25 protein-coding genes are annotated in these 24553 nt (G+C 72.0%); 16 read left to right on the top strand and 9 right to left on the bottom strand.

Translation table 11 applies throughout. The annotated features are described in order from the left end of the window. Positions 1 to 22 precede the first annotated feature (22 nt). The 3 genes from OG439_RS09305 to OG439_RS09295 are packed head-to-tail and all read right to left on the bottom strand — an operon-like array spanning position 23 to position 1376. Positions 23 to 403 (bottom strand): VOC family protein, encoded by a 381-nt coding sequence (locus tag OG439_RS09305; protein ID WP_326948967.1) that lies wholly within the window; start codon positions 401 to 403, stop codon positions 23 to 25. After that, positions 400 to 771 carry an SgcJ/EcaC family oxidoreductase gene (locus OG439_RS09300; protein ID WP_326948966.1) on the bottom strand — a complete coding sequence of 124 codons (372 nt, stop codon included), beginning with the start codon at positions 769 to 771 and terminating at the stop codon, positions 400 to 402. The genes OG439_RS09305 and OG439_RS09300 overlap by 4 nt, the downstream gene beginning before the upstream one ends. Beyond that, positions 768 to 1376 carry a hypothetical protein gene (locus OG439_RS09295; RefSeq protein ID WP_326948965.1) on the bottom strand — a complete coding sequence of 203 codons (609 nt, stop codon included), beginning with the start codon at positions 1374 to 1376 and terminating at the stop codon, positions 768 to 770. The genes OG439_RS09300 and OG439_RS09295 overlap by 4 nt, the downstream gene beginning before the upstream one ends. 85 nt (positions 1377 to 1461) lie before the next feature. Here OG439_RS09295 and OG439_RS09290 point away from each other — a divergent pair, with 85 nt between their 5' ends. The 3 genes from OG439_RS09290 to OG439_RS09280 all read left to right on the top strand — a co-directional run bounded on the left by OG439_RS09290 (position 1462) and on the right by OG439_RS09280 (position 3749). After that, positions 1462 to 2424 (top strand): LysR family transcriptional regulator, encoded by a 963-nt coding sequence (locus OG439_RS09290; RefSeq protein ID WP_326948964.1) that lies wholly within the window; start codon positions 1462 to 1464, stop codon positions 2422 to 2424. 102 nt (positions 2425 to 2526) lie between these two features. After that, on the top strand, positions 2527 to 2658 hold the full coding sequence (locus OG439_RS09285) for a hypothetical protein (protein WP_326948963.1): 132 nt from the start codon (positions 2527 to 2529) through the stop codon (positions 2656 to 2658). Next, a complete protein-coding gene (locus OG439_RS09280; RefSeq protein WP_326948962.1) occupies positions 2655 to 3749 on the top strand; it encodes a YeiH family protein in 1095 nt (364 codons plus the stop codon). Before OG439_RS09285 ends, OG439_RS09280 begins: the two co-directional genes overlap by 4 nt. 42 nt (positions 3750 to 3791) lie before the next feature. On the opposite strand, the gene OG439_RS50050 is transcribed toward OG439_RS09280, so the two are convergent. Together OG439_RS50050 and OG439_RS09265 are read right to left on the bottom strand one after the other, a co-directional pair. Beyond that, positions 3792 to 5156, bottom strand: a complete 1365-nt coding sequence (locus OG439_RS50050) for a beta-1,3-glucanase family protein (RefSeq protein ID WP_442792292.1) — start codon at positions 5154 to 5156, stop codon at positions 3792 to 3794. A gap of 240 nt (positions 5157 to 5396) precedes the next feature. Then, complete coding sequence (locus tag OG439_RS09265; protein ID WP_326948961.1) at positions 5397 to 5588, bottom strand: hypothetical protein; 192 nt, start codon at positions 5586 to 5588, stop codon at positions 5397 to 5399. 302 nt (positions 5589 to 5890) lie between these two features. Between OG439_RS09265 and OG439_RS09260 the strand changes: the two genes are divergently transcribed. Further along, complete coding sequence (locus tag OG439_RS09260) at positions 5891 to 7714, top strand: arabinofuranosidase catalytic domain-containing protein (RefSeq protein ID WP_326948960.1); 1824 nt, start codon at positions 5891 to 5893, stop codon at positions 7712 to 7714. A 226-nt stretch (positions 7715 to 7940) separates the two neighbouring features. Further along, positions 7941 to 8738, top strand: a complete 798-nt coding sequence (locus OG439_RS09255) for a hypothetical protein (RefSeq protein ID WP_326948959.1) — start codon at positions 7941 to 7943, stop codon at positions 8736 to 8738. 25 nt (positions 8739 to 8763) lie between these two features. On the opposite strand, the gene OG439_RS09250 is transcribed toward OG439_RS09255, so the two are convergent. Further along, complete coding sequence (locus tag OG439_RS09250) at positions 8764 to 9609, bottom strand: hypothetical protein (protein WP_326948958.1); 846 nt, start codon at positions 9607 to 9609, stop codon at positions 8764 to 8766. 167 nt (positions 9610 to 9776) lie between these two features. Between OG439_RS09250 and OG439_RS09245 the strand changes: the two genes are divergently transcribed. Together OG439_RS09245 and OG439_RS09240 are read left to right on the top strand one after the other, a co-directional pair. Beyond that, positions 9777 to 10490: a TetR/AcrR family transcriptional regulator gene (locus OG439_RS09245; protein ID WP_326948957.1), complete on the top strand. Its 714-nt coding sequence runs from the start codon at positions 9777 to 9779 to the stop codon at positions 10488 to 10490. Further along, the gene (locus tag OG439_RS09240; protein ID WP_326948956.1) at positions 10487 to 11626 is read left to right on the top strand and encodes an FAD-dependent oxidoreductase; all 1140 of its coding nucleotides are present in this window, start codon (positions 10487 to 10489) and stop codon (positions 11624 to 11626) included. Before OG439_RS09245 ends, OG439_RS09240 begins: the two co-directional genes overlap by 4 nt. Positions 11627 to 11630: 4 nt before the next feature. On the opposite strand, the gene OG439_RS09235 is transcribed toward OG439_RS09240, so the two are convergent. After that, entirely contained in the window at positions 11631 to 12449 is an 819-nt protein-coding gene (locus OG439_RS09235; RefSeq protein WP_326948955.1) for an NAD(P)H-binding protein, read from the bottom strand. An 82-nt stretch (positions 12450 to 12531) separates the two neighbouring features. On the opposite strand from OG439_RS09235, the gene OG439_RS09230 reads away from it, so the two are divergent. Continuing rightward, positions 12532 to 13470 carry an AraC family transcriptional regulator gene (locus tag OG439_RS09230; RefSeq protein ID WP_326948954.1) on the top strand — a complete coding sequence of 313 codons (939 nt, stop codon included), beginning with the start codon at positions 12532 to 12534 and terminating at the stop codon, positions 13468 to 13470. Here the strand turns inward: OG439_RS09230 and OG439_RS09225 are convergent. Next, the gene (locus OG439_RS09225; protein WP_326948953.1) at positions 13457 to 13981 is read right to left on the bottom strand and encodes a winged helix-turn-helix transcriptional regulator; all 525 of its coding nucleotides are present in this window, start codon (positions 13979 to 13981) and stop codon (positions 13457 to 13459) included. The genes OG439_RS09230 and OG439_RS09225 overlap by 14 nt on opposite strands. 93 nt (positions 13982 to 14074) lie before the next feature. Here OG439_RS09225 and OG439_RS09220 point away from each other — a divergent pair, with 93 nt between their 5' ends. The 4 genes from OG439_RS09220 (at position 14075) to OG439_RS09205 (ending at position 16779) form a co-directional block, all read left to right on the top strand. Next, positions 14075 to 14383: a putative quinol monooxygenase gene (locus tag OG439_RS09220; RefSeq protein WP_326948952.1), complete on the top strand. Its 309-nt coding sequence runs from the start codon at positions 14075 to 14077 to the stop codon at positions 14381 to 14383. Positions 14384 to 14459: 76 nt separating this feature from the next. Beyond that, complete coding sequence (locus OG439_RS09215; RefSeq protein WP_326948951.1) at positions 14460 to 15368, top strand: NmrA family NAD(P)-binding protein; 909 nt, start codon at positions 14460 to 14462, stop codon at positions 15366 to 15368. An 11-nt stretch (positions 15369 to 15379) separates the two neighbouring features. Then, positions 15380 to 16147 carry an SDR family oxidoreductase gene (locus OG439_RS09210; RefSeq protein ID WP_326948950.1) on the top strand — a complete coding sequence of 256 codons (768 nt, stop codon included), beginning with the start codon at positions 15380 to 15382 and terminating at the stop codon, positions 16145 to 16147. Between the two features lie 23 nt (positions 16148 to 16170). Beyond that, entirely contained in the window at positions 16171 to 16779 is a 609-nt protein-coding gene (locus OG439_RS09205; RefSeq protein ID WP_326948949.1) for a GNAT family N-acetyltransferase, read from the top strand. A gap of 36 nt (positions 16780 to 16815) precedes the next feature. On the opposite strand, the gene OG439_RS09200 is transcribed toward OG439_RS09205, so the two are convergent. Beyond that, entirely contained in the window at positions 16816 to 20100 is a 3285-nt protein-coding gene (locus tag OG439_RS09200; RefSeq protein WP_326948948.1) for a trypsin-like serine protease, read from the bottom strand. Positions 20101 to 20439: 339 nt separating this feature from the next. On the opposite strand from OG439_RS09200, the gene OG439_RS09195 reads away from it, so the two are divergent. From OG439_RS09195 to OG439_RS09180, 4 genes are all read left to right on the top strand, one after another. Continuing rightward, positions 20440 to 21375 carry an XRE family transcriptional regulator gene (locus OG439_RS09195; RefSeq protein ID WP_326948947.1) on the top strand — a complete coding sequence of 312 codons (936 nt, stop codon included), beginning with the start codon at positions 20440 to 20442 and terminating at the stop codon, positions 21373 to 21375. Positions 21376 to 21385: 10 nt separating this feature from the next. Further along, complete coding sequence (locus OG439_RS09190) at positions 21386 to 22282, top strand: XRE family transcriptional regulator (RefSeq protein WP_326948946.1); 897 nt, start codon at positions 21386 to 21388, stop codon at positions 22280 to 22282. A gap of 175 nt (positions 22283 to 22457) precedes the next feature. Next, the gene (locus OG439_RS09185; protein WP_326948945.1) at positions 22458 to 22997 is read left to right on the top strand and encodes a CHAP domain-containing protein; all 540 of its coding nucleotides are present in this window, start codon (positions 22458 to 22460) and stop codon (positions 22995 to 22997) included. Between the two features lie 159 nt (positions 22998 to 23156). Then, complete coding sequence (locus tag OG439_RS09180) at positions 23157 to 24533, top strand: lamin tail domain-containing protein (RefSeq protein WP_326948944.1); 1377 nt, start codon at positions 23157 to 23159, stop codon at positions 24531 to 24533. The last annotated feature ends 20 nt before the right edge of the window (positions 24534 to 24553 follow it).

The following is a 24553-nucleotide window of genomic DNA, read 5'->3' as shown; positions in this document are numbered from 1 at the left end:
AGTGAGAAGAGCGCCGGTGGGATCACCCCGCTTCGACGCCAGGCGGCAGGAACCCGTGCTCGGACAGGTCGAACCAGTTCCCCTCCGGATCGATCGCCCGGTACTCGGCGAACGGCCGGTCGCCGCCGCGCAGGACGGGCCGCGGCACGCCGGCCGCGGCGAGGCGGTCGGCGACCGGCGGGACGTCGGCGACCTGGAAGCCGAAGTGGTTGAAGCCGGTCGCGACGTCGCCGTCCAGCCGCTGCTGGATGAGCGCCAGGTTGAGGTACCCGTCGGTGACGAAGTGGCTGCCGTCGGGGTCGGTGTGGAACAGGTCCATGCCGAACTGCTCGCAGTAGAACGCGGCCATCCGCTCGGCGTCCTGGACGACGAACGCGAGGTGCCGCAGCCGGGGGCGGGTCATCGAGGGGGTCCCTTCGGGATCATGTTGTGGAAGGCGGTGATTTCGGGGGCGCCGGTGTGCCGGACCACGGCTTGGGCGTGCGTCACGACGCCGGCGGGCGCGATCTCCGACGTCGCGTGCACCAGGGACAGATCAGGCGCGAGCCGGCGGATCAGCGTCACCGACGCCGACAACGTCGTCCCGCGATAAACCGTGGCGAAGAGCCGCGCGTGGCCCGATTCGACGGCGTCCCGCCCGGAAAGCGCTTCGCCGCGGACGTTCACGAAGTCGACGTCGGCGGCGAAGACGGAGGCGAACCGCGCGGCGTCACCGCGGGCCCACCCGGCCGTCATGGTGTGCCACAACGCGCGGATCTCCTCGTCCGTCACGCGGTCACCCCCGCCGACGCGAGCACGCGCAACGAGACGGGTGCGCAGTCGCCGTCCCACGCGGCCAGCGAGTAGTAGAACCCGCCGTGCTGACGTTCCAGGTAGCAGACGACGTTCAGCGGCCAGCCCGCGCCGCGGAAGACGTACTCGTCCATCGGGGTCGGCCGGTCGCTCAGCGGGCGGTCGCGTTCGCACTCCGGGCCGAGCCGGTGCCAGTCCGGGTGCAGGTGGATCGAGCCGAGGAGGTCGAGGCCGCGGTCGTCGCCGTCGCGGGAGATGCGGAGCAGGTCGACGGGCGCGACCCACCACGCGCGCACGGCGTTCTCGTACGCCGAGCCGAACCGCGGGACGATCGTCGTCGCGAACTCCGCCCGCGCGCTGGGATCGGTGGTACGGGCGTTGCGGGCGAAGGCGATGTCCGACACCAGCAGCGCGTCCTCGGCGACCGTGCCCAGCAGCACGCCGAAGCAGGGTCTCGGCGTGTCGGGGGTGATGCAGGCGTACTCGGCGGCCGCCGCATCCAGGAACCGGCGGACGACGTCGTCCGAGACCAGGGCGGGGAGCGCCGTCTTTCCGCTCAGCGGAACACAAGCCAGTGCTGTCACGCGGAGGAACGTAACCGGGCCGCGGCGGGGGCGGCCATGATCGTCACGGGATCGGCCCTATTGCACCAGGCGATAATGTTTCGGGATGCGTCTGGAGATCCGGCACCTGGAACTCGTCGTCGAGGTGGCGGAAGCCGGCAGCCTCCGACGCGCCGCCGCGCGGCTGCACCTGAGCCAGCCGGCCGTGACGACGCAGCTCAAACGCATCGAGCAGTTCGTCGGCGGCGCGTTGTTCCTCCGCTCCCCCGAAGGCGTGGTGCCGACGCACACCGGCGCGGAACTGATCCGGGACGCGCGCAACCTGCTGCGCCAGTTCGACGCGCTGCAGCGCACCGCCCGCGTGAACGCCGCGAGCGAGTCCGGCGCGCCGGTGAAGGTGGGCGGGATCCCGGCGCAGCAGTTCAGCCTGCTGGTCAACGCCCTGACCGCGATGCTGCCACGCCGCGAGGTGACCAGCCGCACGATCCGCGAAACCGGGACGCTCACGGCGTTGCTGCGTTCCGGCGAGCTGGATGTCGCGGTGCTGCGCCAGTTTTCGGGGTTCCCGGTGAGCCCGCCCGACGGCGTCGAACACCGGTTGCTGGTGCGGGAGCCGTTCTTCATCGGCGTCTCGCGGCGGCACCCGCTCGCCGAGCGCGGCGAGATCGAGCTGGCCGACCTCGCCGACGAGAAGTGGGTCATGCCCGACCCGGACGACAGCGGGATGAACGAGTACTTCGCCCGGGTCTGCGCGGCGGCCGGGTTCGAGCAGCGCATCGCGCACCTCACCACCGAGGCGCACGTCGCGTTCGCGCTCACCGCCGAGAACCGGGGCATCTGCCTGCTCTACCCGATCGGCACGGCACGCGATGGGCTCGCGACGCTGTCGCTGGCCGGCACGCCGCTCTCGCGCGACCTGGTTCTCGCGTGGCGCAAGGACTCCCGGCTGGCGTCGCTCGTGGGCGAGGTGTGCGCCAAGATCGAGCACGACTACCTCGCGCTCGTCGAGGCTTCGCGGTTCTACCGGAAGTGGTGGCACGGCGGCGGTTCCGCGTTCGCCCTCCCGTGAGCCGCCGGTCGCCGTCAAGGGCGAACCGGACATCTCCCACCCCTTGGACGCGCGCGCCGCGCGCTGTCCAGTGCGCGTACCGGCGCCTACAGTCCTGCAGTCATGAGTTCCGATTCAGACCGCGAACCGGCGCCGCGCATCAGCGCCGACTGGGCCGCCGTGGCGGTCGCCGCCGTGCTGGTGTTGCTGGCCGCCTTCGGCTTGCTGCCGACGATCACCTTCCTGGTCAAATGACGACGCGGACCGACACCACCACCCGAAGCGGTGGGCTGACGGCGATCCCCGTCCTGCGCTACCTCCCCGGCCTGCTGCTGCTCGTCGCGGTCGGCATCGTGGGAACGCTGGCGCAGAACGGGGTGCGCAGCATCGGCAAGGCGACCGGCACCGCGCTGCCCGACCTCGAGTACGTGCTGTGGGCGATCATCCTCGGGCTGCTCATCCGCAACACGATCGGCGTCCCGGCCGTGTTCCGCCCGGGCGTCGCGACCTACGAGTTCTGGCTGAAGATCGGCATCGTGCTGCTCGGCGCCCGGTTCGTGCTGGGCGACCTGGCCAAGCTCGGCGGCCTGAGCCTCGGCCTGATCCTCGTCGACATGGCCGTCGCCACCACGGTGATCCTCCTGGTGGGCAAGGCGTTCAAGCTCGGCGGGAAGCTCTCGTCGCTGCTGGCCATCGGCACGTCCATCTGCGGCGTCTCGGCGATCATCGCGGGCCGGGGCTCGATCGACGCCGACGACGAGGACTCCGGGTACGCCATCGCCGCGATCCTCGCACTGGGCGCCGTCGCGCTGTTCACCTTCCCGCTGATCGGGCACGCGCTGAACCTGACCGACACGCAGTTCGGGCTGTGGGCGGGCCTGGCCGTGGACAACACCGCGGAGACGACGGCCACCGGCGCGGCCTACTCGCCGCACGCCCAGGACGTCGCCGTCGCGGTGAAGAGCACCCGCAACGCGCTGATCGGCCTGGTCGTGCTCGGGTACGCGGCCTACTGGTCGACCCGGGGCGGCAAGGCCGTCGCGAGTGGACTGAAGGGCCGCGCCGGGTTCGTGTGGCGCACGTTCCCCAAGTTCGTGCTCGGCTTCATCGTGGTGTCCGCGCTGGCCACCGCGCACGTCTTCGCGAAGGCCGACGTCACCAGCCTCGGCAACCTGTCGAAGTGGGCGTTCCTGCTGTGCTTCGCCGGTGTGGGCCTGAACTTCGACTTCCGGGAGATGGCCCGCAGCGGCTTCCGGCCGCTCGTCGTCGCGGCGCTGGGCCTGGTCGTCGTGGCCGCGTGCTCGCTCGGGCTCGTGCTGCTGACGTCCCAGTGGTTCACGCTCTAGCCGGGTGACGGCCCCGGGGATCGCCCGGGGCCGTCCCACCGGTCACCAGCCGACAGCGACCTCCAGCCACTGCGGGTCGCCGTGCGAGACGAACGAGGACTGGCCGGCCACGTCGTCGTACGGGAAGCCGTACGCGAGGTGGTTGATGCCGTGGTCGTGCCAGTACTTCGCGTAGTAGTTCGCCGGCGCGGCCTTGTAGTAGTTCGCCGGGTCCTGCTGCTGCGACGCCGGCAGCTGCGCGGTGTGCCGGTTCAGCGCCGCGCACATGTTCGGGTTCCCGGCCAGCGAGCCGGCGCACCCGGTGATGTTCGACGTCGGCTCGTTGACCCCGACCGACTGGGCGTAGGCGGTGAAGTAGTTCGCGTACTGCCCGCCCGCGCGGAAGTCGGGGGCGCTGCCCGGCGCCGGGATCCGGTACGGCGCGTTCACCGTGGCCAGGCCCTTGAACTCGGTCGGCACCTCGGCCTGGAACCGGGCGAACGTGGCCGCGCGGTCCTCCTGGAAGGTGCCGTAGTCGTCGCCGACCTGCACGTCGTAGCCGTCGTGGGCGTGCAGCCGCATGGCCAGCTTCAGCGCGAACGCGTCCACCCGGGTGGTGTTGCCGTTGAAGACGTCCGGGCCGACGGTGAACTCGATGAAGTCGGCGTACTGGCCGTTCGGGGTGCCGAGGTAGAAGTACATCCGCCCGGCCGAGTTGGCCGGCATGTCGATGTAGGGCTGCTCGGCGATCGAGTGGGTCTGGCCGCCGAAGTTCCAGAACACCTGGCTGTCCGGGTACTTGCCGTTGGTCCGGTTGAGGACCTTCACGGTGAGCACGTTCCGCGCGGCCGGGATGCTGGCGGTGTCACCCCAGAAGGAGTCGGGCGGGACGCCGGAGCCGGGCGGCGGGGTGGTCGTGCCGCCGCCGGTGCCGAACACCTGGAACTCGAACAGCGAGACGCCGTAGGGCGTGGCGCGCGCGGTGGTGTAGAGCCGCACGTACCGGCCGGAGCCGGTCACGTTCAGCGTCTGCACACCGCCGGTGCCGGTGGTCGTCTGGTACACAGTGGACCAGCTGGACCCGTTGGCGGACAACTGGATCTGGAACGCCGTGGCGTACGCGGCCTCCCAGCGCAGCACGACCTGGCTGACGGTCGCCGCCCCGCCGAGGTCGACCTGGATCCACTGTGGATCGCTGAACTGCGACGACCAGCGGGTGCCGGTGTTGCCGTCCACCGCGGCGGTGGCGGGCGTGCCGGCGTTCTCCACCGAGGACGCCGTGACGGCTTTCCCTTGGGAGATCAGCGGATCCGCCGCGTGCGCCGCGGGTGCGGTGAAGCCGAGCGCGGCGACGGCGAGCGCCGCCGCCAGCGTCGTCAACCGGGTACCGGGTCCGCGGCGGCGCCGCGGACGGGCAATCGTGGGCATGGTTCCTCCCTGGCCGGGAAAGTGGGGCGGACCCGCCGCCGGTCAGGGGACGGCGTCGTCCGGCTCGCCCCCTGACCACCGGGAAGGTGCATCCGTGACCGGCCGGGGACGCTCGGTGAAAAGGTTCATACCACTGCCCCCGGCCTGTCAAGCCTTGACAGATCGGGGCCCGCGGGCGATATTCGGAACCGATTCACCTCACCTCCTGCGTGTCGCCGCCACCCGCTCAGGGGCCTCTGCTCACCTGGAGTCAGTCATGCCCAGCGGCGTCTTCCACCCCGTCCGGGGTCCGCGCGTCAGGCCGAACCCGGCCGGCACCGCCATCGGGGCGACGCCGGACCGCGATTCCCGCACCGTGGGCGTCAGCGCGACCGTCGGCACCAGGCCCGATCGGCCGAAGACGGCCTGGGAGAACAGAAAGCGGCGAGCCACGACCGGACCTTTCCCGAAGTGCGCCGCCCGCCGGGGCCACCAACCGGACGAATCGCGCTGAGCGAGCCGCATCCCCTGGCACGAAACGGATCCCCGCCGGATAGGCCGTCCGGGTGCACCGCCCGGCGAACCGCCGGGGACCGGGCCACCGGCACCTCGTGACCTGTTGACACGATCGAGAACGCCGACCTACTCTCGCCACATCCCCACCGACTTCCCCGCAGCCCCCTTCTCTCCTGGAAATACAACGTTGTAAAAATCCGCCCGGGTCGCTGACCTGCGGGCTTGAGAGTGAGGTCCCCGTGCACCGCGTTTCCGGCCGAAGACTTCTCGCCACGCTCACCACGACGCTGCTCGTCCTCGGGACGATGCTCGGCCTGGCCACCACCTCGCAGGCCGCCGGTTCCCTGCCCTGCGACATCTACGGCGCCGCGGGCACCCAGTGCGTCGCCGCGCACAGCACCACGCGCGCCCTGTATTCGGCCTACGCCGGCAACCTCTACCGCGTGCAGCGCGCCTCCGACCGCGCCGAGACGAACATCGGCCTGCTCGCCACCGGCGGGTACGCCAACGCCGCCGCGCAGGACACCTTCTGCGCCGGGACGACGTGCACCATCACGGTGATCTACGACCAGTCCCCGCGCCACAACGACCTCACCGTCGAAGGCCCGGGCACCGCGGGCGGGCAGGACGTCGCCGCGATCGCGTCCGCGCTGCCGGTCACCGCGGGCGGGCACAAGGTCTACGGCGTCTACGTCTCCCCCGGCACCGGGTACCGGCACTACGTCGGCGCCGGCGTCGCGGTCAACGGCCAGCCCGAAGGCATGTACATGGTCGCCAGCGGCACGCACGTCAACGGCGGCTGCTGCTTCGACTACGGCAACGTCGAGGCGCAGATCGCCGACACCGGCAACGGACACATGGACGCGGTGAACCTCGGCACCACGTGCTACTTCCCGCCGTGCACCGGCATCGGCCCGTGGGTGGCGGGCGACCTGGAGAACGGGCTGTTCCAGGGCAACCGCTCCAACACCGCCAACCGCGGCAACGCCACGCCGTTCGTCACGGCGCTGCTGAAGAACAACGGCCAGACGACGTTCGCGCTCAAGGGCGGCAACTCCCAGAGCGGCGGCCTCACGACCTGGTACAACGGCGCGCTGCCGTCGGGCGGGTACACGCCGATGCACCAGGAGGGCTCGATCGTGCTGGGCACCGGCGGGGACAACAGCAACGCGTCCATCGGCTCGTTCTTCGAGGGCGTGATGACCGCGGGCTACCCGACCGACGCCGCGGACGACGCCGTCCAGTCCAATGTGGTCTCCGTCGGCTACTCGGGATCCACCGGGACACCGCCGTACGCGGCGCCGGTTTCCGGCCCCGGCGGCAAGTGCCTCGACGTCGCCGGCGACGACACCGGCACCAACGGCACCGCGGCGCAGCTGTGGGACTGCCAGGCGAACGCGTCCGACCAGCACTGGGCGCACAACGCGGACTCGTCACTGTCCACTTTGGGCAGATGCCTCGACGTCGTCGGCAACGGGACGGCGAACGGCGCGTTGCTGGAACTGTGGGACTGCAACGGCGTCGGCGGCCAGAAGTGGGTGCAGCAGGCCGACGGCTCGCTGCGCAACCCGCAGTCCGGCCGCTGCGTCGACGCGCCGAACGGCGCCACGGCCAACGGCACCCGGCTGCAGCTCTGGGACTGCAACGGATCGGCGGCGCAGAAGTTCTCGGTCACCGGCGGCGGCCCGATCACCGGCCCCGGCGGCAAGTGCGTCGACGTGGCCGGCGACGACCACGGCGTCAACGGCACCGGTGTGCAGCTGTGGGACTGCCAGTCGTTCGCCGTGGACCAGCACTGGTTCCACCTGTCGAGCGGCGCGCTGCGGACGTTGGGCCGCTGCCTGGACATCGTGGGCAACGGCACGGCCAACGGCGCCCAGGTCGAGCTGTGGGACTGCAACGGCGTCGGCGGCCAGGGCTGGACGCAGCAGGCGGACGGCTCGCTGCGCAACCCGCAGTCCGGCCGCTGCCTGGACTCCCCGAGCGGCGCCACGGGCAACGGCACGCGGCTGCAGATCTGGGACTGCAACGGTTCGGCGGCCCAGAAGTTCACGCTGATCTGACGCCGGAGGTCACACCTGCTGCAGCCGGGTCAGGGAGCGTTCCAGCCGACCCGGCTGCAGCAGGACCAAGTCAGAAGGCCGAGTCCGGCCGCGAAACGCGAGGCCCCGCGCCCACGCGCGCCGTGTCTCCCCCGGAATCCCCTCTCGCCGTCGTGACCTGGCCGGCATGCCCGGAATGTGACCTTGTCCCGCTATCTTCCCCGGAACACGACACCGAGGGGGAACCGTGCGGAAGACCGGTCCGATCATCGCCATGGCCGTTTTCGCGCTCACGGCCTGCGATCCGGGACCCGGCAGCGCGCCGCCACCGGCACCCGCGCTCACGGCGCCGGTCACCGACGTCGCCCAGCTGGTGGCGGCGGCGCGGGCCGGGATCGCGCAGGCGCCGTCCGCGGCGTTCACCACGGACGCCGTCGTGGGCCCCGACACCAAGAGCGTCACCGGTTCGCTCCGCTTCGACGGCTCCACGAGCAGCCTCACGATGCTGCTCGACGGCAGCGAGGTCCGGGTGCTCGGCAAGAAGACCTACACCCGCACGCCGGGCGCGGCGATCCCCGGCAAACCGTGGGTCGGCACCGACCCGGACAGCCCCGACCCGATGGCCCAGGCGGCGGGCGTGGTGGTGCCGACGATCGTGCAGCTGCCCGACCTCGGCCGGGCCCTGGCGGAGATCGAACGGACCGGCCGGATCGTGTCGGCCGACCGGACCGGCCTGGCCAACCACTACCGGCTCGAACTCGACCCCACCAAGGCGCCGGACCTCTTCCCGGAGTTCATCCGGGTGCCACTGGACGGGAAGCCCGCCGCGCCTATCACCGGCAAGCTCCCCGCCGAACTGTGGCTCGACGCGGCGCTGCGGCCCGCGCGGTTCACGGTCGACCTGTCCCCCGGCTTCGAGCAGCCGGGCCCCACGGTCAAGGGCACGACCGAGTACCGCGACTGGGGCGAGCCGGTGACCATCGAGGCCCCGCCCGGCGACCAGGTCGTGGACCTGTCCGAGCTGCTGAAGAAGCTGGGGACCTGACCCGCGGCGCGCCGAAGACGGCCGCTCAGGCCGCCACCGTCGTCACGGCGGTGGCGGAGTTGCCGGACAGGCACGTGCCGGTCGAGGTCGCCGGCGCCGTGACGACCGGGGCGTAGACGACGTAGTCCTGGCCGGTCTGGAGGTTGTGGCAGGCGAGCCGGGCCTGGTAGCGGCCGCTGTCGCACTGGGCGCTGCCCCGGCCGTAGTAGAGCGTGCTGCCCTGGACGATCCACGCGCTCCAGGTCATGCACCCGGCCAGCCCGGTGGCGGCCGGATCGGCGACGGCCTGCACGATCTGCGCGGTGTTCCCGGTGTTGCAGGTGACGGAAACGGCGGCCGGCGCGGTCACCACCTGGGTGCCGTAGAGGATGTAGTAGTCGCCGGTCTGCTCGTTCTTGCACAGCGCCTTGACCCGGTAGCGCCCGGTGTCGCACTGCGCCTGGCCGCGGCCGTAGAACAGGTTGTTGCCGCCTTGGTTGACCCACTCGACCCAGGAGACGCACCCGGGCACCCCGGCGTCGAGCGGATCGGTCACGGCGTAGACGGCCTGCGCCGAGTTCCCGGTGTTGCACAGCACGGTCGCGGTCGCCGGAGCGTTGACGACCTGGGTGCCGTAGTTCACGTACCCGGCGCCGGTCTGGTTGTTGATGCAGACCGCTTTCGCCCGGTAGCGCCCGGAGGTGCACTGCAGGTTGCCGAGGCCGTAGAAGTAGTTGTTGCCCTGCTGCACCCACTGGATGGAGGTCGTGCACCCGGCGGGCGCCACCTGGGCCACTTGCGCCACCTGCACCGCCGCCGACGCGGGCGCGGCCAAGGCGGCGAGACCGAGCACGGCCGCCACCAGGGCCAGGAACCAACGCTTCGCCACCACTTGCGCCTCCGGGGTGTGGATTCGACTGCCGCGGCGGACCGTAACACCGGAAACCGACGGATTTCACGGCCGCGCAAGGGAATGAGCACAAACGCGGAACCCGAGGGTCGACCTGCCGAAGTCAACGACCATGGTCGCTACGACCATGGTCGTGCTACGGTGGCGTCATGCCCCCCGCCGACGACACCCAGGAACCCCGCAGCCGCCGTGAGCGGCCGGCGAAACCCGCCCTGACCAGGCAGGGGATCATCGACACCGCGCTCGGCATCCTGCGCGACGAAGGCCTGGAGAAGGTGACGATGCGCCGCGTCGCCGCCGCGCTCGACTCGGGGCACGCCTCGCTCTACGTCTACGTCCGGAACACCGAAGACCTGCACGCGCAGATCCTCGACGTGCTCTTGGGCGAGCTTCGGCCGTCGGTCACCGGGCCCGGCACCTGGCGCGACCGGGTGAAGGGGCTGCTGTCCGGCTACGGGCAGCTGCTGATGCGCTATCCGGGGATCGCCCGGATGGCACTGTCCACACAACCCAGCGGCCCGAACTACCTGGCACTGGTCGACACCGTTCTCGCGCTGCTCCAGGAAGGCGGCGCACACGACCGGGCCGCGGCCTGGGGTGTCGACCTGCTCCTGCTGTTCCCCACCGCGGTCGCCGTCGAGTTCAGTGCCCCGGCCGCCAAGACCGAGAAAGCCGCCGCGCTGTCGGCGCTCGCCACGAAGATCACCACCGTGGACGCGGCGCGGTACCCGCACATCGCGCCGCTCAGCGCCGCACTCGTCTCCGGCGACGGCGGCTCCCGCGGCGACTGGGCCTTCGACGTCCTGCTCGACGGCATCCTCGCCGCGAACCCCCCTCCCGCACCGGAACAGGACCTCCCATGACCAGCTCTTCCGTCACGATCGTCGGCGCCGGCCTGTCCGGCCTCGTGCTGGCCCGCATCCTCCAGAACCACGGGATTCCCGCCACCGTCCACGAACTCGACGCCACCGCCGGCGCGCGCCGCCAGGGCGGCTCGCTCGACATCCACGAGGACACCGGCCAGCTCGCCCTGCGCGAAGCCGGTCTGTACGACGAGTTCCGCCGTCACACGCACCCGCAGGGCGAACACGTGCGCGTCCTCGACAAGAAAGCGCACGTCTTCGTCGACGCCGGGCCCGACGGCGGCGAAGGCGGCCGGCCGGAGATCGACCGGACCGTGCTGCGCGACCTGCTCGTCGGCTCACTCGACCCCGGCAGCATCGTCTGGGACCACAAGGTCACCGCGGCCCGCACCCTCGGCGACGGCCGGCACGAGCTGACCTTCGCCGACGGCACCACGACCACCACCGGCCTCCTGGTCGGCGCGGACGGCACCTGGTCGAAGGTGCGGCCGCTGCTGTCGGCCGCGACCCCGGAGTACTGCGGGGTCTCCCACGTCGAGATCCGCATCCCGGACGCACCGGCGCGGCACCCGGAACTGGCCGCGCTCATCGGGCCCGGCATGGTCTTCGCGCTGTCCGACAACAAGGGTCTCCTGGGCCACGGCGGAAACGACATCGAGCTCGGCGCCTCCTTCCGCGTCCCCGAGGACTGGCTGTCCGCCGGCGGCGTCGACTGGGCCGATCCGGCCGCGGCCCGCGACGCCCTCCTGGAGGAGTTCGCCGACTGGGCCCCGGAGCTGACCGACCTCATCCGCCACTGCGAGGACACGATCACGCCGCGCCGGATCTTCGGCCTCCCGGCCGGGCACCGCTGGGCCCGTGTCCCGGGCGTGACGCTCGTCGGGGACGCCGCGCACGTGATGTCCCCCTACGCGGGTGAAGGCGCGAACCTCGCCCTGATCGACGGCGCCGACCTCGCCCGCGCGATCATCGAGCACCCGGACGACGTCGAAACCGCCCTGACACAGTACGAAACGGCGATGTTCCCGCGCGCCGAAGAAGCCGCGCACGGGTCCGCGCAAGGACTCGAGTGGTGCTTCACACCGACGGCGCCCCGGGAGATCGCCGAGTTCTTCTCGGGGATGGACCAGGGGTAGGCCGTCAGGTCCACACCCCTGCGGCGGCCGTTTCGGCGACGTAGTCCTCGAACGACCGCGCCGGCCGGCCGAGGGCGCGTTCGACATCGCCGGTCGGCGCGGGCGCCGCGCCGTCGCGGATGGCCACCAGGATCCCGGTGAGCAGCTGGGCGACACCGGGTGGGACACCGTTCGCGACCAGCTGTCCGATGTGGACTTCGGGGGCGACGTCGACGTGGCGGACCACGCGTCCGGTGGCCTGGCCGATCAGGTCGACCGCCTCGCCGAAGCCGAGCGCCCGGGGGCCGGTCAGCTGGTAGGTCCGGCCGTCGTGCCGGCTGCCGGTCAGGGCCGACGCCGCGATTTCGGCGATGTCGCCGGCGTCGACGAACGGCGTGCGGCCGTCGCCGGTGGGCAGGGACAGGGTGCCGGCGAGGATCTCCGGCAGCCACGGGCCCTCGCCGAAGTTCTGCGCGAACCAGTCCGGCCGCAGGATCGTCCACTCGGCACCGGACTCGCGCACGGCCTGTTCGGCGGCCTTCAGCGGATGGCCGTCGCCGGCCTCGCCGACGCCGCCGGCCGACAGCAGCACCAGCCGTCGCACGCCCGCGGAAACCGCCGCGGCCACGAACCTGGGGATGCGGTCGCCGCTCGCCCGCAGGTCGGGTTCCACGACGTAGGCGGCGGTGACGCCGTCGAGCGCGGACGCCCAGGTCGTCGCGTCGCCCAGGTCGAATCCGCCGGTGCGCGACGCCACTTTCGCCGGGTGACCGCCGTCCTTCAGGTACCGGGCGACGCGGCTGCCGGTCTTGCCGGTGCCGCCGAGGATCAGGGTGTTCGTCATGTCCGGAAGCCAACTCTGCAGGACGTGGACGATCCATGGGAGAACGTCGTGGATACCTTTGTGATCGTCTACCGTGAGTCGCGTGGACGTCCTGAGTGATCTGCTGGACCGGGCCCGCGCGAGCCATGCGCTCGTCCGGCAGCTGATCCAGCGGCCGCCGTGGGCGGTGACCTACGCCGACCCGCCGCCGCTCACCATCCTGACCACTCTCGGCGGCCCCGCGTCGATCCGGCTCGACGACGCCGCCCCCGTGCGGCTGGCCGCCGGCGACATCGCGCTCGTCAAGGGACCCGGCCCGCACACGATCGCCGACGACCCGGCGACGCCGGCCCGATTCGTGATCCGGCAAGGGAAGAAGCACTTCCCCGACGGCGGCGAGGCCGAGGACCAGCGGACCCGGGCGCCCCGCACGTACGGCGACGGCCTGCCCGGCGCCACGACCATGCTCCGCGGCGGCTACGAACTCCGCGGCGACGCGGGCGGGCGCCTGCTGGACATGGTGCCACCACTGGCGATCGTGCCCGCCGGACCGCGCACCGGCGGCGCGCTGGCGCTGCTCGCCGCCGAGGCCGGCCGCGACGAGCCGGGCCAGGACGCCGTCCTGGCCCGGTTGCTGGACCTGGTGCTCGTGCTGGCGTTGCGGGCGTGGTGCGCCCGGCCGGGTGCCGCGCCGCCCGCCTGGTACCGGGCGCTCGCCGAACCGGCCGTCGGCGACGCGTTGCGGCTGCTGCACGAGGACCCGGCCCGCCGCTGGACGGTCGCCGCGCTCGCCGCCAAGACCGGCTTGTCCCGCGCCGCGTTCGCCGCGCGCTTCACCGCGCTGGTCGGCGAACCGCCGCTCACCTACCTCACCGGCTGGCGGATGACCGTCGCGGCGGACCTGATCCGCGACAGCGACGTCACGGTCGCCGCCGTCGCCCGGGAGGTCGGGTACGAGGACGCCTTCGCCTTCAGCGTCGCGTTCAAACGCGTCCGCGGCGTCAGCCCCTCGGCCTGGCGGCGCGCCGTCAGAACGCCGTGACCGGTTCGAGCAGCCGGTGCGGCGTGTTGATCGCGGCGGACAGCGGATCGAGGACCACGCCCGACGGCTCGTAACCGGGGCCGGGTTCGACGCGGATGTCCGGCACCGGGACGATCACGCCGCAGTCCGCGCAGCGGCCGTCCTGGTCGAGCAGGCCGCCGTCGGCGTCGTGCCGGACCGTGCGCTTCGCCCCGGCCGGCGAGTAGTGCGCGTCGCCCCAGCCCATCAGGGCGCGCACGATCGGCCACAGCTCGACACCCTTGCCGGTGAGCCGGTATTCGACGACCCCGCCCGCGGCTTCGTCGCGGGTGAGCACACCTTCCTGCACGAGCGCCTTCAGCCGGCTGGTCAGGACGGCGCGCGGAATCCCGAGCCGGGTGGCGAAGTCGCCGAAGCGCCGGACCCCGAAGAACGCGTCGCGGACGATCAGCAACGTCCACCGCTCCCCGACGACTTCCAGGGCCCGCGCCAGGGAGCAGTTGCGGTCCGCGTAGGTGCTGGGAAGAGCCATGCCCCCGAGCGTACACCGGCAGTTCACTCAGTGAACTGGTCTCGTGCTACGGTGGCCTAGTTCAGTGAATGAACTACAGAAAGAGGTCGTCCCGTGTACCAGTTCCTCGTCTCCTTCACCGTCCGGCCGGAGCACCGCGACGACTTCGTCCGGGCGGCCGCCAAGACCGCCCGCGACTCCCTCGCCCACGAACCCGGCTCCCACCGGTTCGAGGTCATCGCCGACGCCGAGAACCCGGCCGTCTTCTACCTCAACGAGGTCTACGCCGACCTCGCCGCGTTCGAAACCCACGCCGCCGGTCCGTACTTCGGCGCGTTCTTCGCCGAGGCGAGCGCGTACGCCGAAGGCCCGACGTGGCTGATGCGCGGCACCCTCGTCGGCGAGAACGCCGCCGCCCGGTGAGCACCGGCCTGCTGTCGCAAGTGGACGGCGACCGCCGTCGACCGAACCGGCGCACCGCCGTTCGAAAGGACTCGAAATGACCCACGACGACAGGCTGTTCCTGATCACCGGCGCCACCGGCAAGACCGGGAGCGTGACGGCCGATCTCCTGTTGCGGCGCGGTCACCGCGTCCGGGCGATGGTCCGGGGGGACGACGACCGGTCCCGTGCGCTCGCCGCGGCCGGTGCCGAAGTGGTCCACGGCGACCTGCTGGACCTCGACAGCGTGACCGCGGCGCTCGACGGCGTCAGCGGTGCCTACTTCGTCTACCCCATCCGCGACGGCCTGCTCGACGCGACGGTCAACTTCGCCCAGGCGGCCACGGAAACCGGCGTCCGGTCCGTCGTCGGCATGTCCCAGATCTCTGCGCGCCGCGAGGCGAAGAGCCACGCGGCGCGGCAGCACTGGCTCGCCGAGCGCCTGCTGGACCGGACTGGCCTGCTCACGACGCACCTGCGGCCTACGTTCTTCGCCGAGTGGCTCACGACGTGGTGGGAGCTGCGCGACGGCGAGGGCCACCTCCGGCTCCCGTTCGGCGAGGGCCGGCACGCGCCGATCGCGGCCGCCGACCAGGGGCGCGTGATCGCCGCGGTGCTCGCCGATCCCGCGCCGCACGACGGCGCCGTCTATCCCCTGCACGGGCCGGTCGAGCTGGACCACCACGAGATCGCCGCGGCCATCGGCACGACGCTCGGGATTCCGGTGCACTACGAGCCGATCGACGTTGACGAGTTCGCGGCATCCATGACGCACCGCGGCTTTCCCGCGCACCTCGTGCAGCACCTGAGCAACGTCGCGATCGACTACCGCGACGGCGTGTTCGCGGGCACGAACGACCACGTCGAGAAGATCGGCGGCCGCACGCCGCAGTCCGTCGGGCAGTTCGTGCTCGAGAACAAAGCCGCCTTCGACACCAGCGGGCCCAACTTCGTCCCGGCTTCCTGAGGAGAACCACCATGTCGTCCGTACTCATCACCGGCGCCTCCCAGGGCATCGGCCGCGCCATCGCCCTCGAACTCGCGAGCCGCGGGCACCGGGTGATCGCCACCGCGCGCCGCCCCGAGACGCTGGCCGAGCTGCCGGTCGCGCAGCGGCTGCGCCTCGACGTCACCGACCAGGACAGCGTCGATCAGGCCCTCCGGGACGCCGGCGAGATCGACGTCCTGGTCAGCAACGCCGGCGCCACCGTGCGCGCGCCGCTGGAGAGCGTCCCGCTCGCGGAGTTCGAACGGCTCTTCCAGCTCAACACCGTCGGCGCGCTGCGGGTCGCCCAGGGCGTCCTCCCGGCGATGCGGGCCCGGGGCGCCGGCCACCTCGTCTTCGTCTCGAGCATCCAGGGCCGGGTGGTGCTGCCCCTGATCGGCCCGTACGGCGCCGGCAAGTGGGCCCTGGAAGCGCTGGCCGAGACGCTCGCCATCGAGGCGGGCCACTTCGGCGTCAAGGTGAGCATCGCGCAGCCCGGCGCCGTGACGACCGGGGGTGCCGAGCGCGCCAAGGTGTTCGTCGACGAGGACGACCCGTACGCTCCGCTGTACCGGCAGCTCGGCACGTTGCGCGGCGAGACGATCACCGCCGAGGACGTCGCCGTCGCGGTGGCCGACACGATCGAGAAGCCCGACCCGCCGCTGCGCGTGCCGGTCGGCACCCCCGCCGAGCGCGTCCTGCGGGCCCGCAAACAGGCCCCGGAAGACGCGCCCTTCCTGGCGGCCGGCATCGACTGGTAGCCGTCCGTGCCATGATCGGTTCCATGGCCGGACCCCGCATCAGGACCTACCACCCGGACGACCGGGCCGCGCTGTTCGACGTGTGCGTCCGGACCGGGCACGACGGCGGTGACGCGCGGGAGGTCTACCCCGACCAGGACCTCCTGCCGACCATCTTCCTGGCGCCCTACCTGGACTTGGAGCCCGACCTGGCCTTCGTCCTGGACCGCGGCGACGGCACGGCCGTGGGGTACCTCGTCGGCACCGCGGACACCCCGGCCTTCGCGGGGCGGCACCGGCGCGACTACCTGCCGGGCGTCACCGGCCGCTACCCGAAGCCGTCCGGTCCGCCCGCCACGCCGACCGAAGAGATGCTCGGCGTGCTGCACGCGCCGGAGGACATGGTGCGCCCGGAGGTCGCCGGTTACCCGGCGCACCTGCACATCGACATCCTGCCGGACCACCAGCGCGGCGGGCACGGCCGCGCGCTGATGACCGCGTACCTGGCCGCGCTGGCCGAGCGCGCGGTGCCGGGCGTGCACCTGGTGATGCCCACGGCCAACCGGCAGGCCCGGGTGTTCTACGACCGGCTCGGTTTTCACGACCTCGGCGTCGAGCACCCGTCGGTCACCTACCTCGCCCGCGCCGTCTGACGGGGGCCGCCGCCATCGGCGACGGCCCCCGGTTCCTCAGTAGACGAGCCAGCTGACCGAGACCCTGCCGGCCGCGCCGGCGCTGTCGGTCGCGGTGACGGGCGAGGTGTAGTTGCCCGTCCTGGTCACGGTGCCGGTGATCAGCCCGGTCCGCGCGTCGAGCGCGAGCCCGGGCGGCAGGCCGGTCGCCGACCACGTGTAGCTGCCCGTGCCACCGGTGGCCCTGAGCTGCAGGTTCACCGCCTGGCCGTGGACGAACTGGTAACCGGGATCGGTCACCTTGACCGGCCCGGAACTACCGGTCTGGACGGTCAGGGTGAAGGTGGCCGTGTGCGTCTTCTGCGCGTTCCGGCCGGTGACGGTGATCGGGTAGGTCCCGGCCGGGGTGGACGCGCTCGTCGTGATCGTCAGGGCCGACGAGCCGCCCGCGTCGATCGAGGACGGGTCGAACGCCGCGGTCGCCCCGGCCGGCAGCCCGGACGCGGTCAACGCGATCCCGCCCGGTGCCGTCGTCCCGTCCAGGTGCGCCTTGATCTCGGCCGCGTAGGTCGTGACCCGGGCGTAGACGCCGTAGGTGTTGCAGGCGTTGGACATCCACGAGAAGAACCCGACGATCCGGTTCCCTTCGAGGAACGGGCTGCCGCTGTCGCCCACGCAGACGCCCTTGTGGCCGTCGGCGTAGCCGGTGCAGAGCATCGAGCCGTCGGACCGGTACTGCGTGGTGTCGACGTGCTGGGCGCAGTCCGAGTCCTTCGCGACCGGGAACTCGGCCGTGCGCAGGACGTCCGAGTAGGTGTTCTGCCCGGTCTTGCCCCAGCCGATGCCGCGGCCCATCGTGCCCGGCGCGTTCACCGAGTCGTCGGTCGCGATGGTCGGGTACGTGATGCCGGCCGGGACCGGGACGTCCTTGTCGAGGGTGATGACGGCGACGTCGTGCCCGGTCTGCCAGCCGGTGTAGTCGGGGTCGGTCCAGGACGTCTTGATGTCGGCCCGGAACCCGGTGTCGTTGAGGTTGGTGGCGCCGTAGACGAACCACTTGGTGCCGGAGTTCTCCAGCAGGCAGTGCGCCGCGCCGACGACGGTGTGCGGGCCGACCAGCGCCATGCTGCACGACTGCTTGCCCGGGAACACACTGCCTTCCCGGCGCATGGAGATCATGAACGGGTACTGGTCCACAGTGGTCGTGTCACCGCCGACGACACTCGGGTGCGCCGCCGCGGTGGCGGTGGCGGTGGCGCTGACCGTCGTCTTCGCCGGCTGGCCGGCCTTGACCGTCGCCGAGGAAGGCGACAGCGCCACGGAGAAGTCGCCCGTGCCGGAACCGTTGACCGTCAAGGAAACCGTCGCGGTGTGGGTGGCGTCGGGGCCCTTGCCGGTCACGGTGACCGACGTGGTGCCCGGCGCCGCCGAAGCCGCCGCGGTGAGGGTCAGCGTCGAGGACTTGCCCGCGGTGACCGTCGCCGGGGCGAAGGACGCCGTCACACCGGCGGGCAGCCCGTCGGCGGTCAGCGCGATGTCCTGGGCACTCCCCTTCGTGACGCTCGTGGTGATGGACGTCTTGACCGACTGGCCCGGGTCCACGCTCACCGACGCCGGTGACGCGGCCACGGAGAAGTCGTTCGCCGGGGCGGGCGCGGTGCCGTTGATCAGCGGGTCGGCCAGGTTGTCGCCCTGCGGCGAACCCCAGCCGGTGCACAGGTCGTAGCCGGTGCCCGCGTTGTAGGTGCCGTTGCCGCCGCTGGTGACGTCGTGGAAGGTCGACGCGTACTGCGCCGAGCCCGCGACCGCGTAGATCGCCGGGTTCATCGCGCCGACCGTGCTCTTGCCCTGGCCCTTGGCCTTCTGGTTGACCATGGCGACGTACCCGGCCCACAGCGGGGACGAGAGGCTGGTGCCGCCGACGTCCTGCCAGCCGCCGTTCATGTACACCGACAGCGCGCCGGCGCCGTAGTCCGCGTCGAGCGCGACGTCGGGCACCGAACGGAACTGGCTGCTGCCCGGCTGCCAGGACGGCTTCGCGTAGATCTGCGAGTAGCCGCCGCCCGAGCGGGTGTTGCCGCTGCCGCCCTGGTTCCAGCACGACTCCGCCTGGTACGTCCCCGCGCTGTCGCTGGTCCGCAGCTGCGTGCCGCCGACGCCGGTGAACAGCGGGTCGCTCGCCGGGAAGTCGGCCTGCACGGTGCTGTTGTCGCCCTGGTAGCCGCAGCCGGTGGCGCCCCAGTCGCCGGACGCGGACAGCATCGTGATGCCCTGCGCGGCCATCTGCGTGTAGGAGTCGTGCGAGGCCTTGATCGGCGACGACTCGCACTTCTCGCCGTTGAGCCAGGAGCCGGACAGGATGGTGATGCTGTTGTCGCTCGCGATCTTGGCCATCTCGTCGACCCACGCGGCGTCGCTGTTGGGGGCTTCGTAGACGGTCTGGGCCGCGCCCGGAGCCGTCGCCGCCACCGCTTCGACGTCGAGGGTGACTTCGAGCTGGTCGCTGCCCGGCTGGGACACCCCGCCGTTGACCGGCACGACCTTCGGCGTCACCGACGGCTGGCCGAAGTTCTTGGTCCAGGCGTCGATGTCGGCCTGCTTGAACGCGTCGAACTCGATGAGCCCGACGTTCTGGCCCGCGCCGGTGTAGGACCCGGACAGCTTCGTCATGCTGTAGGCGGTGCGGAACTGCGCGGGGGTGTAGCCGCCCGCGGGACCGCCGGGCCCGGCCGGCCCCTGCTTGATCTCCGGGGTACTCGCGCGGTGCGCGACCGGGCGGTCGGACAAGCCGAGCACGCTGCGCACGACCCCGCCGAGCGCGGCCGGGATCGACGGCGCCGAGTCGTTGGCGTAGAAGTGCGCGCCGTCCGCGCCGGTGTAGTCGCCGAGCGACGTGCCGAAGGCCGCCTTCACCGCGTCGGCGGTGCCGGTGGCGTCGACGACCTGGCGGTTGCCCGCCACCGACGTCACCCGGAAGCCTTGGGCGCGCAGGAAGTCCGTCACCTGCGCGACGTCGGACGCGGTCGGGGCGAACCGCGCGTTGTACTGCTCACTGGTGAGGTAGTGGCGGTAGCCGGGTGAGCGCGGGTCGCCGACGGCGGCGACGAACCGGTTCAAGCCGGCTTCGTCGTGCGGGCGCAGCGCCACCGCGATCCCGACGCCGCGGTCTCCCGCGACGGCGGCGTCCCGGTGCGCGCCCGCCGGCGCCGCGATGCTGTCCGGCAAGGGGACCCGGGTGTTCTGGGCGTGCGCGACTGGCGGTCCGACGGCCAGCAGCGCCGCAGCGGTGAGGAAGGTGGTCGCCGCGGCGGCCGCTCTCCTGGCGCTGGGGAAGGGGGACATCTGTTTCCTCCGGGAGTGGAGTGGCGACGTTTCCTGCGGCACACCGGATGCAGTCGACGCCGGAGACCGGCCGAACGCTAATCACGGGCCGTCACCCGGAGAATCCCTGCGTGAACGTTCAGTTCCGTTCACAGAGAACCGGTTCGCGCCGGGTTCCGCCGCAGGTCGGCGGCCCGTGCCGTAGCCAGTTGTCCACAGAGGTCCGGACGCGTTCAGTGCGGCCGCGCCCCGGGCGGATTGCCGCTTATGCCCCGGATTCCACCCTTCGGCCCTACCACCGATCGCGATCACCCGCCTACGGTCCGCGAACCCCTCGGAGTGGCGAGCTGTGGAGGTCCGATGGCCGGGAATGCGGTGGGAACGCGGGCCGTGCCGGTGGACCGCGAGCTGCGCCGGCTGCTGCGGCACGGCACCTTCGCGCAGGTCCTCGACCACGCGCTGGCCGTCCGCGGGCTGAGCCTGGAGCAGGTGCAACGGCGGCTGGCCGCTCGCGGTGTGCGGGTCAGCCGCGCCGCGCTGAGCTACTGGCGGCGGGGCCGCAGCCGGCCGGAACGCGAGGAGTCGCTGCGCGCGGTGCGGGCGCTGGAAGACCTGATCGGACTGCCCGGCGAGTCGCTGGTGGTGCTGCTCGGCCCGCCGCGTCCCCGGGGCCGCGGCGCCGAAACCGAACCGGGCGCGGTCGACCGCCGGCGGCTGTGGCCGTCCTGCGGGCCGGCGCTCGCCGCCATCGACGCGCCGCCGGAAGGCCAGGTGCGGTACCTGGACGTCCACGAGCACGTGCTCGTGGACCAGCGCCGCCGCCTGCGCGAGGTCCGGACGCGGCTGGTGCTCGAGGCGACGACCGACCGGACGGACCGGTGCGTCGTCTACGAATGGGCCGAGGAGTCGTCGCGGCCGGTCCTGGGTGAGCTGCGGTACTGCCGGCAGGGCCGGACCCGGCCGCAGCAGGCGAGCACCGCGACGGTGTGCGAACTCCTGCTGGAGCAACGGCTTTCGGCGGGCGACCGCACGGTCGTCGAGTACACCTGGCGCTACCCGGGCGGTTCGGTGCTGACGTCGTTCCACCGGCGCTTCACCCGGCCCGTGCGGCAGTACCTGCTGCAGGTCGAGTTCACCGGCGAGGTGCCGCCGCACTGCGTCCCGTACCGGCAGCCGACCCTCAACAGTCCTCGGCAGCCGGGGAAACCGTTGTGGATCGGCGGGTCCGGGACGGCGCACCTGGCCGTCCCCGACGCCGGCCCGGGGCTGCTCGGCCTGCAGTGGGACTGGAACTGAGGCACGGCCCGTGTCCGTGGAGTTCGAGTCCCCGCACACGGCGTTCTCGCTCGCGCTGGACGCCGCGATCGCCGAGTCCGGCCTGTCGCTGGAGCGGCTGCAGCGCCACCTGGCCGCCCGCGGCGTGACGCTGTCCCGGGCGTCGCTCTCGTACTGGCGCACGGGTCGCTCCCGGCCGGAACGCGAGACCTCTTTGGACGCCGTCACGCACCTGGAAGACGTCCTCAACGTGCGCCCCGGCACGCTCAAGTCGTTGCTGGGCCCGAAAGCACCCCGCGGCCGCTGGCTGGGCGGGCCGCCCGAGCGGCTGGCCCGGCACCGGTTGTGGCCCGCGCTGCACCCCCTCTCCGCGGAGCTGAAGCCGCCGCCGGACGGCCACGTGCGGTTCTGGTCCCTCCACGACACGCTGTTCGTCGACGACCACAGCCGTGAGCGGCACCTGCGGGTGCGCATGGTCGCCGAGGCCGCGCTGGACGGCGTCGACCGGATCATGACGTTCTTCCAGGCCGACGGGCCCGAGCAGGACGATCCCACCTACGAGGACCTGCAGTCCTGCACCCTGGGCCGGGTGCTGACCGACCGGGCCACCGGCCTGACCGCGGGCGAGCTCCTGCTCGACCGGACCCTGGCCGCCGGCGACGTCGCCGCGGTGACCTACACCCTGAGCTTCGGCCGGGGGCACGAGACCGACCACTACCACCACCGGTTCACCCGGCCCGCGCAGCTCTACGTCTGCCAAGTGCAATTCGCTTCCCGCATCCCCCGCCTCGCGCGGGAATTCGAACAACGGCAGCTGGGCGGGCCGCGCACGCAAGGCCGTCCGTTACCCGTGGATTCGGGTCACGCGGTCACTTTCGCCACTCGTGACGTGCACCCGGGCATCCTCGGCGTCAACTGGGAGTGGTAGCCAAATCTGTTTACAGCCGCCGCCACCGGGCCGTTGACCTGGGGTTGTGCGCCGCGCCAAGACGGTGACACGTCAGTTGTTCACTTAGCCTGTCCGCTTCCCGTTGCCGCCTTTACCGTTCTGGCCAGCTCCTTTCTTTGCGGTCTCCCCAGCTCCCCCGGTGAAGGGAATTCCCATGTCCGTCAAGCACACCCTGTTCGCGGTCGCCGCCGCCGCGAGCGTCGCGCTCGCCGGTGCCCCGGCCGCGGTCGCGGCGCCGGCGACCACCACGGTCCACCACACGACCCAGTCGATGGCCTCGCTCTTCGGGACCACCGCCGCGCCGGCCGCACCCGCCACGATCGGCGACACCTACCCCGCGAAGTGGCGCAACATCCCGCAGGACTCGGTGGTCGACGACTGGAACATGTACAACCGCGAGTGCGTCTCGTGGAACGCCTACAACATCGCCAGGCACGGCAAGAGCGCGAACAACTACGGCGACGCCAAGCACTGGGACGACAACGCCCGCAACCACGGCTTCCGCGTCGACAACACGCCGACCACGGGCGCGACCGCGCAGACCGACGCCGGGCAGTACGGCCACGTCGCCATCGTCGACAGCGTCAACGGCAACCAGGTGACCGTCGAGGACTACAACTGGGACGGCACCGGCCACTACCTGCGGCACACGGTGAACAAGAACGACTTCCGCTACATCCACTTCTACGGCTGACCATCGGGCGCCACTCGCGTCCCGATCACCGGAACGCGAGTGGCGCGCCCACGGACGTTCGGCCATCGTTCAGGGGAAACCCACCTTCCGGAGGGCGTTCGTTCGGCCCGCCCCGGAACGCTGAACCGGCTCTGGATCCCGACCCCGAGGACGGACACCGTGACCGAATCCCGTGCCCGCAGGCGCGTCTTCTGCCTCGTCGCCGGTTCGCTGCTGGCCGCGGCCTGCGCGAGCGGCCCGGCGCACGCCGCCGCGGCCCAGGACGTCCACCTCAACGAGGTCGTGACCACCGGCAGCGTGAACGACTCCGTCGAGCTGTACAACTCCGGCACGGCCGCCGTCGACGTCTCGGGCTGGATCATCAAGGACGACCAGGACAGCTCGAAGTACAAGATCGCCGCCGGGACGTCCCTGGCGCCCGGCGCGTTCCGCGCGTTCGACGTCCACAGCGCCTTCGGGCTCGGTTCGTCGGACAAAGCGCGGCTTTACCAGGCAAACGGCACCACGCTGGTCGACAGCGTCAGCTGGAGCGAGCACTCCGACCCGTCGTGGTCGCGCTGCCCGGACGGGACCGGCCCGCTCACCGCGGCCCCGCTGACGCTCGGCGCCGCGAACAGCTGCGGCTCCGGCACCGCGCCGGTGGCGTGGCCCGGCGGCAGCTCGATCACGACGGCCGACGCGTCGAACGTCTTCGGCGAGGACCTCAGCGGCCTGTTCCAGGACGGCGGTGTGCTGTGGGCGGCCCAGAACTCCGGAAAGCTGTGGCGCCTGCTGCCCAACGGCTCCGGCGGCTGGAAACCGGACACCGCGAACGGCTGGTCGTCGGGCAAGACGCTGCGGTTCCCGGGCGGCTCCGGCAATCCGGACAGCGAGGGCGTGACGGTCACCGGTGGCGCGGCGTTCGTCGCCAGTGAGCGCAACGGTTCCGGCAGCAGCCGCACGTCCGTGCTGCGCTACGACGTGAGCGGCACCGGCTCCACGCTGACCGCGACGAAGGAGTGGAACCTGACCGCGGACCTGCCGCCGGTGGGCGCCAACCTCGGCTTCGAGGGCGTCACCTGGGTTCCCGACGCTTCCCTCACCGGCGCCGGGTTCGCCGACGCCGCGACCGGCGCGGCCTACGACCCCGGCCACTACGGCGCGCACAGCGGCGGCGTGTTCTTCGTCGGCGTCGAGGGCACCGGCATGGTCCACGGTTACGTCCTGCAGGATTCGGGCGCGTTCACCCGCGTGGCGTCCTTCGCCAGCGGGATGAGCGGCGTCATGGAGGTGCAGTGGGAGCCGCAGGCCGCGCGCCTGTGGGTGGTGTGCGACGACACCTGCCACGGCCAGCACCGGACGTTCCGCGTGAACTCCTCCGGAGCGTTCGCGACGACCGCGGTCTACAACCGGCCCACCGGCATGCCGGACTACAACAACGAAGGCTTCGCCCTGGCCGGCGCGAGCGAGTGCACCGGCGGCACCAAGCCCGTCTACTGGTCCGACGACAGCGACGACGGCGGGCACGCGCTGCGCAAAGGCACCGTCAGCTGCTGATCGGCCGCCGTCTCCGACAA

Source organism: Amycolatopsis sp. NBC_01307, from assembly GCF_035975215.1.
Lineage (GTDB): Bacteria > Actinomycetota > Actinomycetes > Mycobacteriales > Pseudonocardiaceae > Amycolatopsis.
This window is presented reverse-complemented; position numbering and strand designations above follow the sequence as displayed.

Excerpts from the sequence above, each read along its gene's own strand:
- OG439_RS09305 (WP_326948967.1), bottom strand. The coding sequence starts at position 403 with ATGACCCGCCCCCGGCTGCGGCACCTCGCGTTCGTCGTCCAGGACGCC.
- OG439_RS09290 (WP_326948964.1), top strand. The coding sequence starts at position 1,462 with ATGCGTCTGGAGATCCGGCACCTGGAACTCGTCGTCGAGGTGGCGGAA.
- OG439_RS09285 (WP_326948963.1), top strand. The coding sequence starts at position 2,527 with ATGAGTTCCGATTCAGACCGCGAACCGGCGCCGCGCATCAGCGCCGAC.
- OG439_RS09280 (WP_326948962.1), top strand. The coding sequence starts at position 2,655 with ATGACGACGCGGACCGACACCACCACCCGAAGCGGTGGGCTGACGGCG.
- OG439_RS50050 (WP_442792292.1), bottom strand. The coding sequence starts at position 5,156 with ATGCCCACGATTGCCCGTCCGCGGCGCCGCCGCGGACCCGGTACCCGG.
- OG439_RS09245 (WP_326948957.1), top strand. The coding sequence starts at position 9,777 with ATGCCCCCCGCCGACGACACCCAGGAACCCCGCAGCCGCCGTGAGCGG.
- OG439_RS09240 (WP_326948956.1), top strand. The coding sequence starts at position 10,487 with ATGACCAGCTCTTCCGTCACGATCGTCGGCGCCGGCCTGTCCGGCCTC.
- OG439_RS09235 (WP_326948955.1), bottom strand. The coding sequence starts at position 12,449 with ATGACGAACACCCTGATCCTCGGCGGCACCGGCAAGACCGGCAGCCGC.
- OG439_RS09225 (WP_326948953.1), bottom strand. The coding sequence starts at position 13,981 with ATGGCTCTTCCCAGCACCTACGCGGACCGCAACTGCTCCCTGGCGCGG.
- OG439_RS09215 (WP_326948951.1), top strand. The coding sequence starts at position 14,460 with ATGACCCACGACGACAGGCTGTTCCTGATCACCGGCGCCACCGGCAAG.
- OG439_RS09210 (WP_326948950.1), top strand. The coding sequence starts at position 15,380 with ATGTCGTCCGTACTCATCACCGGCGCCTCCCAGGGCATCGGCCGCGCC.
- OG439_RS09205 (WP_326948949.1), top strand. The coding sequence starts at position 16,171 with ATGGCCGGACCCCGCATCAGGACCTACCACCCGGACGACCGGGCCGCG.
- OG439_RS09200 (WP_326948948.1), bottom strand. The coding sequence starts at position 20,100 with ATGTCCCCCTTCCCCAGCGCCAGGAGAGCGGCCGCCGCGGCGACCACC.
- OG439_RS09195 (WP_326948947.1), top strand. The coding sequence starts at position 20,440 with ATGGCCGGGAATGCGGTGGGAACGCGGGCCGTGCCGGTGGACCGCGAG.
- OG439_RS09185 (WP_326948945.1), top strand. The coding sequence starts at position 22,458 with ATGTCCGTCAAGCACACCCTGTTCGCGGTCGCCGCCGCCGCGAGCGTC.